At 62.0% G+C, this 12476-nt stretch carries 7 protein-coding genes and 1 pseudogene; 5 read left to right on the top strand and 3 right to left on the bottom strand.

Annotated features, from left to right (window positions below):
• Positions 1 to 90 precede the first annotated feature (90 nt).
• The 4 genes from pdxH to ABDK11_RS12955 all read left to right on the top strand — a co-directional run bounded on the left by pdxH (position 91) and on the right by ABDK11_RS12955 (position 4701).
• Positions 91 to 729 carry a pyridoxamine 5'-phosphate oxidase gene (gene pdxH / locus ABDK11_RS12970; protein ID WP_346836931.1) on the top strand — a complete coding sequence of 213 codons (639 nt, stop codon included), beginning with the start codon at positions 91 to 93 and terminating at the stop codon, positions 727 to 729.
• Between the two features lie 10 nt (positions 730 to 739).
• A complete protein-coding gene (locus tag ABDK11_RS12965) occupies positions 740 to 1024 on the top strand; it encodes a cupin domain-containing protein (protein WP_346836930.1) in 285 nt (94 codons plus the stop codon).
• 380 nt (positions 1025 to 1404) lie between these two features.
• A complete protein-coding gene (locus ABDK11_RS12960) occupies positions 1405 to 3654 on the top strand; it encodes a TonB-dependent receptor (RefSeq protein WP_346836929.1) in 2250 nt (749 codons plus the stop codon).
• Between the two features lie 69 nt (positions 3655 to 3723).
• Positions 3724 to 4701, top strand: a complete 978-nt coding sequence (locus ABDK11_RS12955) for an NAD(P)H-quinone oxidoreductase (RefSeq protein WP_346836928.1) — start codon at positions 3724 to 3726, stop codon at positions 4699 to 4701.
• 232 nt (positions 4702 to 4933) lie between these two features.
• Here the strand turns inward: ABDK11_RS12955 and ABDK11_RS12950 are convergent.
• The 3 genes and pseudogenes from ABDK11_RS12950 to xseA all read right to left on the bottom strand — a co-directional run.
• Positions 4934 to 6859: pseudogene (locus ABDK11_RS12950) on the bottom strand (transporter substrate-binding domain-containing protein); the annotation flags it as partial.
• Between the two features lie 109 nt (positions 6860 to 6968).
• The gene (locus tag ABDK11_RS12945) at positions 6969 to 9245 is read right to left on the bottom strand and encodes a transporter substrate-binding domain-containing protein (RefSeq protein WP_346836927.1); all 2277 of its coding nucleotides are present in this window, start codon (positions 9243 to 9245) and stop codon (positions 6969 to 6971) included.
• Positions 9246 to 9374: 129 nt separating this feature from the next.
• Positions 9375 to 10730, bottom strand: a complete 1356-nt coding sequence (xseA, locus tag ABDK11_RS12940) for an exodeoxyribonuclease VII large subunit (RefSeq protein ID WP_346836926.1) — start codon at positions 10728 to 10730, stop codon at positions 9375 to 9377.
• 170 nt (positions 10731 to 10900) lie between these two features.
• Between xseA and guaB the strand changes: the two genes are divergently transcribed.
• Positions 10901 to 12388 carry an IMP dehydrogenase gene (gene guaB, locus ABDK11_RS12935; RefSeq protein WP_346836925.1) on the top strand — a complete coding sequence of 496 codons (1488 nt, stop codon included), beginning with the start codon at positions 10901 to 10903 and terminating at the stop codon, positions 12386 to 12388.
• Positions 12389 to 12476: the final 88 nt, after the last annotated feature.

The following is a 12476-nucleotide window of genomic DNA, read 5'->3' as shown; positions in this document are numbered from 1 at the left end:
CGGCCTGGCAGCGGGGAAAATTGTGCAAATTGGGATTTTCTGTGCCGCCGGGTAAACTTGGTGGCCTGACCTTGAAGGAGTATGAGAGTCATGGAAATCGATCAGTGGCGCCGCGAATACCTGCGCGGCGGTCTTTCCCGCGAAGATCTGCACGCGGATCCTATTGCCCAGTTTGGCCAGTGGCTCGAAGAGGCGTTGGCGGCGGGCTTGTCCGACCCGAGTGCGATGAGCCTCGCGACCGTCGATGCCGGCGGCCAGCCGTCCCAGCGCATCGTGCTGCTGAAGGGGGTCGATCAGCGCGGCTTTGTGTTCTATACCAACCTCGGCAGCCACAAGGCGCGGGATATTGCCGGCAACGGCCAGGTGTCGCTGCTGTTCCCGTGGCACTCGCTGGAGCGCCAGGTGATTGTCTACGGGCGTGCCGAGCGGCAGGGGCGCGACGAAGACGCAGCGTACTTCCATTCGCGCCCGCGGGAGAGCCAGCTGGCGGCCTGGGCCTCGCACCAGAGTGAAACGCTGGATAGTCGCGCGCAACTGGACGAACAGTTCGATGCGGTGAAGAGCCGCTTTGGCGATGGCGAGATCCCGTTGCCGGATTTCTGGGGTGGCTATCGGGTGGCACCGCTGGCGGTGGAATTCTGGCAGGGCGGCGGGCGGCGCCTGCACGACCGCTTCATCTACCGCCGCGACGCCGATGCGCAGTGGGTTGCCACCCGGCTGTCACCCTGAGGATCTGAATATGGCCGGGGTGAGTCGCAGTACCGTGCACAATGACTGGGCCGCGCGCGGCTTCAGCTGCGATCTGTGGGTCGACCCGCCCGGACAGCGCTGGGAGGATTTTGTCCATGCTGTCGACGAACTGCTGATGCCGGTGGAAGGGCAGCTGGAAGTGGAAATCGATGGCGACCTTCACCGCCCGCGGGTTGGCGAGGAACTGCTGATTCCGGCCGGCGCGCATCACTCGGTGCGCAATATCGGCCCGGTAACGGCGCGCTGGCTCTACGGTTACGCCTCCGGCAGCTGATCGCCGTGGCCGAATCCAGCGTCCCCAATTCAATTTATTCGATCTTTTTTGGGTGCCAGATCGCTGCTCTATTTCGGTGCATCGCTGTGTCGCAGCGAGACCAAATTCCGGATGCCGCGCAGGATTGTCATGCGAGACATATTCTCTGCGTCGATGCCCCAAAATATGGCGAAATTTGCCGGTGAAAATAGACAAAATCACCAGTGTCAGTGCTTCCCCTTGCGGGGGTTGTGTGTAATCTTTTTCCATGCCGATACCGGCGCGATCCCAACGCGGTTGATGGTCGGGGCTTTGATGCATTCGCAGTGAGAGGCTGGGCAGTACCGACCGCGCTGAACCCGTTGCTATCGATAACAATATAAAAGCAATGGAGAGAGAAAATGAGACGTTCACTGAATGGAAGCGGTGCTGCTGCGCTGGTTTCCGCCTGTTCGATGGCGACCCTGTGGCTGGCCAGCGGCGTAACGCCGGTGTATGCCGAGAGCTCGGTGTCCACGGTGATGGAAGAGGTCGAGGTTACCGCGCGTAAGCGCGCCCGGGCCGAGAAACTGCAGGAGGTTCCGGTAGCGGCCACGGCCTATTCCGGCGACCAGCTCGACGCTCTGCAGACCAAGGATTTGCAGAGCCTGTCGTTCAAGATGCCCAATGTGCAGATGGATGATGTGGGCACGATCAAAACCACTGCCAACTTCACCGTGCGGGGTCTCGGCGTCAACAGTTCCATTCCGTCGATCGACCCCACCGTGGGGGTGTTTGTCGACGGCATGTACCTGGGCATCAACGCCGGCGTGGTGACCGACCTGTTCGACCTCGAGGGGATCGAGGTGCTGCGCGGCCCGCAGGGGCTGCTGTTCGGCCGCAACGTCACCGGTGGTGCGGTGATCGTCAAGACCGCCAAGCCGACCGATGAACTCTCCTCGAAGTTCAAGCTGTCCACCACCGACAGCCTGGATTCCATCGCTGCGGCCAGTGTCAACGGCGCCCTGACCGATACCGTCAATGGGCGCATCACCGCTTATTACAATCACGACGGTGGCTACTTCAAGAACCTGGCTACCGGCAACGACCATTTCGGCCAGAGCGACACCTGGTTTGTGCGGCCCAGCTTCAGTGTCGATTTCGGCGATTCCGGCTCACTGCTGGTGCGAATGGAACACGGCGAGATGGACGGCGACGGTGTACCGGCACAGAACCGTGGCGCACTGGCGCCGGCCATCGCGGCCTCGGTGGGCGTTTCAGGTTGGGACAACAGCGATGATTCCTTTGAGGTCGCCCTCGACGAGGAGGGCTACCAGACCGGCGACTGGAGCCAGGTGATTACCGAGTACAACCGCGATGTGGCATTCGGTGACGGTACCATTACCAATATCCTCGCCTGGCGCGAATATGCCGGTGACGGCATTGGCGATATCGATTCCATGCCGATTTTTGCCTTCCACGCCCACACCACCTTCGACCAGAGCCAGCTCTCCAACGAGTTGCGCTACGCCGGCCGTTTCGGTGCCACAGCATTGACCACCGGTCTCTACTGGTTCAGCCAGGATCTCGCCTACTACGAAAACCGCATGCTGCCGCTGTCTGCCCCCGGCGGTCTCGACTGGACCGGCGGCGGCTTGCAGGACCACGAGGCCCTGGGGGTGTTCACCCAGGCGGATATCGACCTGAACGAAGCCTGGGTGCTGACCCTGGGCGGGCGCTATTCGACCGAAGACAAGGCGGCCAAGATCGCCACCATTCCGGTGAATCTGTGCACCAACAGCGGCTGTTCCGCCTACGACTTCAAGGACAGCCACACCTGGGATGCCTTCACGCCCAAGATCGGCCTGCAGTGGACTGTCGCCGACAACGCCCAGGTGTACGGTTTCTGGACCAAAGGTTTCCGCAGCGGCGGCTACAACATGCGCAATACCGGTATCGACCCGGCTACCGGCATCCCCTACCGTCCCGGCCCCACCGACCAGGAAGAGCAGAACAGCTTTGAGGTCGGAGGCAAGGCCGACTGGTTCGACGGCCGCCTGCGCACCAATGTGGCGGTGTTCTACAACACCATCGACAATATGCAGCGCGAGGAGAATCTGAGCGATGCCATCAGTGGTGTGGTGCAGCTGATCCGCAACACCGCCGACGCCACCATCCGCGGCGCGGAGTTTGAGGCCATGGCGGCGGTCACCGACAACCTGCTGTTCACTGCCAATGCCGGCTATGTCGATGGCGATTACGATTCCGTCAACGGCGACCTGAACGGCGACGGTGTTGTCGACCGCGTTGACCTTGGCCTGGATATCCCGCGCCTGGCCCCCTGGACTTACGGCGTTGGCGTGGTGCATGACCTCGCGCTCGGCGACCTGGGGACACTGACCTCGCGGCTCAACTTCAACCACCGGGATGCGGCGGCTTACACCGACAACAACCTGGGCATGCTGAGCGCGGTGGATATGCTCGACTTCAGTCTCGGCTTCAGCCCGGATGCGGGCAATTATCGCCTCTCGCTCTTCGGCAAGAATATGCTGAATGCCGTCAGCGAGGGCAACAATACGCAACTGCCGCCCAGCCTTGGCGGGGCGGGGGCCAGCTTTACCCCGCTGAACAAGGGCCGGGTAGTCGGCGTGGAGTTGAACTACGAACTGTAAACCCTCATAACATTAAGCCCGGCAGCGCCGGGCTTTTTTATTGCTGAACAAAACAGGAGAGGGGACGCGATGCGTTATATCGACCTGCCCGAGCACGGTGGCCCGGAAGTCATGCAGCTGGCCGAGGGCGACAGGCCCGAGCCTGCCGCGGGGGAAGTGCTGATTAAAGTCGAGGCGGCCGGCATCAACCGGCCGGATGTTTTCCAGCGCATGGGCCTGTATCCACCGCCCCCGGGTGCCTCGCCCATCATGGGGCTGGAAGTCGCCGGGGAAATTGTCGCCCTGGGCGAGGGCGCCGGGCGCTGGCAGGTGGGCGACCGGGTCTGCGCCCTGGCCAATGGCGGCGGCTATGCCGAGTATTGCGCCGTGCCGGCGACCCAGTGCCTGCCGATCCCCACCGGATTTTCCGCCGCGCAGGCGGCGGCACTGCCGGAGACGTTCTTTACGGTGTGGAGCAATGTCTTTGACCGCGCCGGACTCAAGCCCGGGGAGGTGTTGCTGGTGCACGGCGGTTCCTCGGGTATCGGTACTACCGCCATCCAGCTGGCTGCGGCATCGGGCGCGCGGGTATTTGCCACCGCCGGTTCCGACGACAAGTGTGCGGCCTGCGAGAGGCTCGGGGCGAGCGCGGCGATTAATTATCGCGATGCGGACTTCGTCGCGGCGGTACGCGAGGCCACCGATGGCCACGGGGCCGATGTGATCCTGGACATGGTCGGCGGTGATTATGTCGATCGCAATATCCAGCTGGCCGCGCGCGACGGCCGCATCGTCAATATCGCCTTCCTGCGCGGTTCCCGCGTCGAGGTGGACCTGCTGCCGTTGATGCTGAAGCGGATCACGCTTACGGGTTCGACCCTGCGGCCGCAGAGTGCGGAGGCCAAAGCGGCCATAGCCCGCGCACTGGAGGCCAATGCCTGGCCGCTGCTGTCGGCCGGCAAAATCCGCCCGGAAGTCTCCGCCACCTTCCCGCTGGAGCAGGTGGCTGAGGCACACAGGCTGATGGAATCCAGCAGCCATATCGGCAAAATAGTGCTGACCCTGTAACTGCGCGTGGCGCCACAGGCACAGGCGGCATCATGCTGACCTTGCCTGTGGCGACAGTGGTATAGGCGTTGTAGAGTCTGCTGATATTGCGCACATAGATGACCGGCTCCTCCCCACGGGCGTAACCGAAACGCGCTTTCTCGAAGTATTTCGGATCGGATAACCTGAGCATCGCCACTTCCACATTGTTGAACCACTGGTCCGGATCCAGCCCCAGCTTTTTGGCCAGTAGCCGCGCGTCGTTGAGATGGCCGATACCCGCGTTGTAGGCCGCGAGCGAGAACCAGAGTCTTACGTCCATGGGCAGCGTGTCGCTGAAGCGGTTGCGGACCCACTCGAGGTAGGTGACACCGGCATCGATCCCCGCGGCCGGCCGGAACAGTGGCGGGGCGAACCCCATTTCCTGGGCCGTTTGCGGCATCACCTGCAGCAGTCCCTGCGCCCCCACCGATGACTCTGCCTCGGGATCGAAATTGCTTTCCTGCCACATCTGCGCGGTCAGCAGGCGCCAGTCGAAGTGGTGTATGGCAGCATATTTTTTTACCAGCTTGTCGTATGGGGACAGTGCGCCGCCGGGCAATACTGCATTTTCGAGTTTGCGGCGAACGTCGCGGTCCACCACAAAGTAGTTTTGCACCCAATTTTTATTGGCGTCACTCGCTAGGAATGCCCGCAAGAACGTGTTGACCTGGTGCAGTAGTTTTTTGTTGCCCGCAGCGACCATCCAGCCCTGTGGCAGCGGTTTACTGACAACGGCACCCTCAACCAGGGTCTCGTGCAGGATTGTCTGCGCTTTACTCAGGTTGGCATCTTCCAGCGTTGCATCAAATTTGCCTTCAGCAACGCCGGTAAAGAGTTCATAGAACGAAGTGGATTTGGGCAGGATTTCGACTTCAACATTGATGCCGCGCGCTTGCAGTGCCTTGGCGGTGGCGATGAATGCGGAACCTTCGCGCAATGTCAGTGTTCGGCCGCTGAGATCCTGGGCGGACTTGATCGGCGCTGAGCCCTTGTGGCTGAGTACGCGCTCCTCGGTGAAGAGGAAAGGGCTGCTGAACACCACCCCGCGCTGCTGGCGCTCGCGGGTGATCGTGGTGTTGGCTCCGGCAATATCGGCCTCGCCGCGTTTCAACAGGTCGATCAGGTCGGTATCGTAGGGAACCGATATCACCTGCAACTCGAGATGGTGCTTATCGGCAAATTTACCCAGCAGCTCGTAGTCCAGTCCCGCGAGTACGCCCTTCCACAGGAAGTAGCCCGGACCATTGTGAGTGGCGAAGCGCAGCACCCCGGATTTCTTGATCGAGTGCCAGTCTGACTTACGCTGTTCCTGCGCCCGCACAATGCTGTTGGTCAGGAAGTTGTTGATGGTAGCGAGCAACTTCGGCGCCTCCTTCCGCACCGCCCAGACCACCGAGTACCGCTCTCCGACCGTGGCGCCAATCTTCAGGTCGGCGATAAAGCCGTTCAAACTTTCCACCGCATTCTTGCCCATAATGCCGACAATGGGTTTTTTGCTGTCCAGTGAATTCATCAGCTCTTCGGCGAGCTCATTGATGGGAAGCTCACGCACGGTAATATTGGCGTCGGGATTCTTCCGTGCAATTTTTCGGGCCTCCCTGGCGAGGATCGTGCCGGCGAGTGCAGTGATCTGCACGTTCTTCAGCTTTTTCAGACTGCTGATATCCGGGCCGTTTTTTCCGGTGTAAAGCACCCTTTGCGTTTGGGTCAGTGGCTGTGTCAAATTGAGTATCCTGCTGCGTTCTTCGGTCGCGGCGATATTGTCTGCGATCACATCCGCCTGGCCATTGATGATCATTTCGACGGCTTGCCCGGGGGATTCGGCGATCATAAACCGCGGTTCCAGCTTTAGGCGTTGGGCAAGCCGCTCGGCGAGCCGGAAATGGCTCAGGCTGGCGATCGATGTCTTGGGGGAAAAGTCGGCGAAATTGCGGTAGACGTGCACGAAGCGAATGGTGCCGCGCTTTTCGATCGCGTCCAGATCGCCGGTTTCGGTGTAGTTTTTGAACTTGCCTTCACTGGTCGCCGTACCTTGTTCAGGTCCGCGTGCAGTCTCTCTGTGCTCGCAGGCATTCAGTGTTGCCAGAAGCGTGGCTATCGCCAGCAGGAGGCTTAACAATTTGGTCGTTCTGTCCATGGGAACCTCCCGTGCAGAGTGCCGCGGGCGTATGCCGCCTGTGCAAGTATTCGGGCTGCCTATCAAGAGCGAGTTTCCACATCTGTAGAAGGTGGCGATTTCCAGCTTGTTACTGGCGCTCCTCGTGCCGCGCATGAGCAGCCTTGCCACCGCCCGCCGATTTGTCTTCGGGCTCGGGCGGGCGTAACGGGGGGCGTACGGCAACATCACCAGAAACCACATCGGTGTAGGCCTCGTACAGGTTTCTGATATTGCGCACATAATTGACCGGTTCGGCACCGCGCACATAGCCGTAGCGGGCATGCTTGAAATACTCCGGGTCGGAGAGTTTCAGCATCGCGACCTCGACATTGCCAAACCAGACGTTGGGATCCAGATCCAGCCGTCTGGCGAGTTGCTGTGCGTCCAGCAGGTGACCGTAGCCGGCGTTGTAGGAGGCCAGCGTAAACCACAGTTTGTTGTTCAGCTGGATATTCGTCGGAAAGCGGTCTCTCACCCAGTTCAGGTAGCGGACGCCCGCCTTGATTCCCCGTTCGGGTTCAAACAGCGGCGGTGGTACGCCCATATCCTGGGCCGTGCGCGGCATTACCTGCAGCAGGCCCTGCGCACCGACGGGCGATACGGCGCGTGGGTTGAAACTGCTCTCCTGCCACATCTGCGCGACCACCAGTCGCCAGTCGAACTTGAAGCGGGAGGAATAGGATTTGACCAGGCTGTCAAACGGCGAGAGGTCGGCCCCGGGGATGATGCGGGCCTGCATGCGGTTCAGGTAACGGCTTTCGGGCTGCAGGTAAATCTTGCTAATTCTCTTGTAGTCATCGCTCTGGCGGAATTTCTTGATGAATTTGTTGATTTCGCGTTGCAGGCGCCAGTTTTGCGGCAACATCATCCAGCCCTTGGGGCGCGGGTCGCTGGTCTGCATGCCGGCCACGAGTTCCGGGCGCAGCACCGCCTCTATCTGGGTAGTGCTGGCGTCCATGATGGTCGCGTCGAGTTTTCCGCTGGCGACCATGCTGATCAGTTCCAGATAGGAAACGTCTGGCGGTGCTATTTCAATTTTTACCCCGAGGTCGGCATCTTTCAGCGCGTGGGCGCTGGCACTGAAGGGGGAAAAGGCGCGCAAGGTGAGCGTGCGTCCGCGCAGGTCGCGCGGATCCTTGATTGGCGGCTTGTCGCTGTTGCTGAGAATCTGTTCAGCCATCTCTGCGTAGGGGACCGAGAAGGCTACGCCCTGCTCCTTGCGCTCCGGGGTAAAGGTGGAAAAGGCCCCGGCAATATCACCGCGTCCCTCCTTTAGCCACTGGATCAGGCTGTGGTCGAACGGCACGGCGATCACCTGCAGTTGCAGGTTGTGCTGTTTGGCAAAGGCCTTGGCCAGCTCGTAGTCAAAGCCCATGAGCACGCCTTTCCAGAGGAAATAGCCGGTCGGGCCGTTGTAGGTGAGCAGGCGCAAAACACCGGACTTTTTGATTTCCGGCCAGTCTGCCACGCGCCGCTTTAGCGGTTTGACCAGTGTGCGGGTGAGGAAGTTGTTCAGCCGCCGACCGAGCTGCTCGGAGTCGCGGCGGAAACCCCAGGCAATATTCTGGTTTTTGGTCACCGGGGTGCCCACGCGGATGTCATCGCGATACTGGCGCGCCCCTGCGACCACATTGCTGTCGAGGATGGTGACGGTATTGGGGAATTCATTGACGGTGTCGAGCATCGTCTCGACTTTCTCGTCGGGCTTTACCTTTTTCAGTTTGAGATTGGCATCGGGATATTTTTTGATAAGCCGCTGTGCGGTGCCGACATAGGTGCTGCCTGCAATCACGACAAAGGTGATGTCGTGCAGCTTGTCCTCGGCGCTGATGTCGGGCCCCTTACTGCCGGTGACCAGCGTCTCGCGTACCTGGTCCAGGGGCTCGCTGAAGCTGATGCGCTTTTGCCGCGCCGGGGTCTCGGTGAGATTGTCGGTAATGATGTCGGCGTAACCGTTTTCCACCATCTCGATGGCCTGTTCCGCCGTTTCCGTGTAGAGCCAGATTGGCTCCAGTCTCAACCTCTTGGCAAATTCCCGTGCCAGTTCGTTGTGGTTCTGGGTGACGACATCGGATTGGTTCAGCTGGTCCTGTTCGTACAGGGAGACAGTGACAAAACGAATGGTACCGCGTTTTTTCAGGGCCTTGAGGTCGCCCGTTTCGCGGTATTTCTGCGGTGCGGCCTGTTCTTCCGCAACAGTTTCCTCCGCGGGCGGCGCCTCTATTGCCTGTTCCTTGATCGCCTGCTGCACCGAGGGCGGTGGCTCGCTGCCGGAAGCCGGTGGCGCCGGCTTGCTGCAGGCGACCAGAGCGAGGATCGCAAAAAGGCAGATAGCGGCACAGCCGCTTGTTCGGTAAGCCCGCATGCGCGACTCCTTTGGGCATCTACCGCCAAATGCTAGTGTCGGAGTCGTCGGGATGGTGGCAGATCGCGCTTGCCGCGCAGTGCCCCTTGGCTAGCGGGGCATGCGCCACTAGCCGGCGTCACGCGCGGTTCACTGGTCGGAGATTTTTTCCACCACTGCGGCAAATTCCCCGCGGGCGACGCGCACCTGTACGGTTTGCGCCGGTCGCAGTTTCGCGGCGTCCCTGACCACGCGGTTTTCCTCGTCGCGCACGATGGCATAGCCGCGCTGCAGCACCGCCAGTGGGCTGACGTTGTGCAGTAGCTGACCGGTGTGGCCGAGCCGTTCGGCGCGCTGCTGTAGCAGCTTGCGGATGGCGCCGTGCAGATTCGCTGTGCCGCGCTGCAGGCGTTCGCGGCCCGCGCTGATACCGCGTTCGGGGTGGCAGTGGGCAAAGGCGCGGCGCGCGGCAACCAGGTCGCGGCGGCGCTCCTGGAGCCGCTGGGAGATGGCGGTACGCAGGCGCAGTTCCAGATGGTCGAGGCGCTGGGCGCGGTTTTGCAGCTGCTCGCGCGGGTGGCGGATACGGTTTCCGGTCAGCTGCACCTGCTGGCGCAGATGGCGCAGTTGCAGGTGAATGGCACGCCCGAGGCGCTGCCGGGTGGTTTGCAGTTGCTGCAGCAACTCGGCGGCGTGGCGGCTGGCGATCTCGGCGGCGGCCGACGGGGTCGGCGCGCGCACGTCGGCCACCAGGTCGGCGATGGTGGTGTCGGTTTCATGCCCCACGGCGGAGATGGTGGGAATCGGGCAGGCGGCCAGGGCGCGGGCGACGATTTCCTCGTTGAATGGCCACAGATCCTCCAGCGAGCCGCCGCCGCGCCCGACGATCAGCAGGTCGTGGCGACCGCTGCGCCCGGCGGCGGCGATCGCCTCGGCGATCTGCGCTGCGGCCCCCTGGCCCTGGACGGGCACCGGCCACAGCTCGATATTCGCGGCCGGGTAGCGCCGCCCCAGCACCTGGATCATGTCCCGCACCGCGGCGCCGGTGGGGGAGGTGACAATGCCGATATTGGCCGGCAGGAACGGCAGCGGTTTCTTGCGCGCGGGCTCGAACAGACCCTCCGCCTGCAGCCGCGCCTTGAGCTGTTCCAGCTGGCGCATCAGCGCGCCGAATCCGGCCTCCTCCATATGCTCGACAATCAGCTGGTACTCGCCGCGGCCCTCGTACAGGCTGACCCGCGCGCGAATCAGCACCTCGCGGCCGTTCTCGGGGCGGAAGCGCACACTGCGGTTGCGGCCGCGAAACATGGCGCAGCGCACCTGGGCGCGGGCGTCCTTGAGGGTGAAGTACCAGTGGCCGGAGCTGGGGGCGGCAAAGTTGGAAATCTCCCCGCCCACCCACAGCAGCGGAATATTGCCCTCGAGCAGCTGCTTGACCTCGCGGTTGAGATCGCTGACCGACAGGACACTGCGGTTCGGCTGGTGGTTCGGGGGAGTTTGTAGCATTTCAGACTCTTGCCGGGAATTTAGGCGCGCCAATATTGCAGCATAGCGGGTGCAGGTAAAGCGATTTGCCAAAAAATGCAAATAGCCTTTTGACGCCCGCGATCTTGCCGCTATAATCGCGCCGATACCCAATCCCGCTAATCTAGGTTTAAGCCGAGGTTTGAGTGTCCATGTCTGAATCTGGTCTGCGCATCGCGCGCGAAGCCCTCACATTTGACGATGTCCTGCTGGTGCCCGGCTATTCGGAAGTCACCGCTAAGGATGTGTCTGTCAAAACCAAGCTGTCCCGCAATATCACCCTGAATATTCCCATTGTGTCCGCTGCCATGGATACGGTGACCGAGTCGCGCCTGGCGATTGCCCTGGCGCAGGAAGGTGGGATCGGCATCATTCACAAAAGTATGTCCATCGAGGACCAAGCGCTGGCAGTGCGCGCGGTCAAGAAGTTCGAGGCCGGCGTGGTCAAGGACCCGATCACCATCGAGTCCGACGCCACCGTGCGCGAACTGATCGCCCTGACCACCCACCACAACATCTCCGGTGTGCCGGTGATGGAGAAGGGTAACCTGGTCGGAATCGTCACCAGCCGCGACGTGCGTTTCCAGACCAACCTCGATGCCACCGTCGCCAGCATCATGACGCCGGGCGAGCGCCTGGTGACCGCCCCCGAGGGGTCGGCGCCGGAGCACGTGCGCGAACTGCTGCACAAGCACCGCATCGAGAAGGTGCTGGTGGTCAACAATGAATTCCAGCTGCGCGGTCTGATTACCGTCAAGGACTTCAACAAGGCGGAGCAGTACCCCAACTCCTGCAAGGACAGTGACGGCCGCCTGCGCGTCGGTGCATCCGTCGGTACCAGCCCGGACACCGACGATCGCGTAGCGGCGCTGGTCGAGGCCGGTGTCGACGTATTGGTTGTGGATACCGCTCACGGCCACTCCCGCAACGTGATCGAGCGCGTGCGCCGTATCAAGGAAATGCACCCGCAGGTGGACGTGATTGGCGGCAACATTGCCACCGGTGAAGCGGCCAGGGCGCTGATAGACGCCGGCGCCGACGCGGTCAAGGTCGGTATTGGTCCCGGTTCCATCTGTACCACCCGTATCGTGTCCGGTGTCGGTGTGCCGCAGATCACCGCCATCGCCGAAGTGGCCAAGGCGCTGGAAGGTACCGGTGTGCCGCTGATCGCCGATGGCGGTATCCGCTTCTCCGGCGATATCGCCAAGGCCGTGGTTGCCGGCGCCCAGTCCATCATGATGGGCTCGATGTTTGCCGGTACCGAGGAGGCGCCGGGCGAGGTGGAGCTGTACCAGGGTCGTACTTACAAGTCCTACCGTGGTATGGGCTCGCTGGGAGCCATGTCGCGCACCCAGGGTTCCTCCGATCGCTACTTCCAGGACGCCAGCAAGGGCGCCGAGAAGCTGGTACCGGAAGGTATCGAAGGCCGCGTACCCTACAAGGGCCCGCTGTCTGTAATCGTGCACCAGATGATGGGTGGCCTGCGTTCCGCGATGGGTTATACCGGCAGCCGGGATATCGAGACCATGCGCAGCAAGCCGGAGTTTGTGCGCGTGACCTCCGCCGGTATGGGCGAGTCCCATGTGCACGATGTGCAGATCACCAAGGAGGCGCCCAACTACCCGGTGGGTGGGCGCTAAACCCGGAAGTGCGGAGCAGCCGCTCCGCAACGGGCCGTCTGGCCCGTGTGTGTTGCGAAAGACAGCGCGGCCGCTGGCCGCGGTCCCG

Origin of the sequence: Microbulbifer sp. SAOS-129_SWC (assembly GCF_039696035.1) — a bacterium.
GTDB lineage: Bacteria > Pseudomonadota > Gammaproteobacteria > Pseudomonadales > Cellvibrionaceae > Microbulbifer.
This window is presented reverse-complemented; position numbering and strand designations above follow the sequence as displayed.

Excerpts from the sequence above, each read along its gene's own strand:
- pdxH (WP_346836931.1), top strand. The coding sequence starts at position 91 with ATGGAAATCGATCAGTGGCGCCGCGAATACCTGCGCGGCGGTCTTTCC.
- ABDK11_RS12965 (WP_346836930.1), top strand. The coding sequence starts at position 740 with ATGGCCGGGGTGAGTCGCAGTACCGTGCACAATGACTGGGCCGCGCGC.
- ABDK11_RS12960 (WP_346836929.1), top strand. The coding sequence starts at position 1,405 with ATGAGACGTTCACTGAATGGAAGCGGTGCTGCTGCGCTGGTTTCCGCC.
- ABDK11_RS12955 (WP_346836928.1), top strand. The coding sequence starts at position 3,724 with ATGCGTTATATCGACCTGCCCGAGCACGGTGGCCCGGAAGTCATGCAG.
- ABDK11_RS12945 (WP_346836927.1), bottom strand. The coding sequence starts at position 9,245 with ATGCGGGCTTACCGAACAAGCGGCTGTGCCGCTATCTGCCTTTTTGCG.
- xseA (WP_346836926.1), bottom strand. The coding sequence starts at position 10,730 with ATGCTACAAACTCCCCCGAACCACCAGCCGAACCGCAGTGTCCTGTCG.
- guaB (WP_346836925.1), top strand. The coding sequence starts at position 10,901 with ATGTCTGAATCTGGTCTGCGCATCGCGCGCGAAGCCCTCACATTTGAC.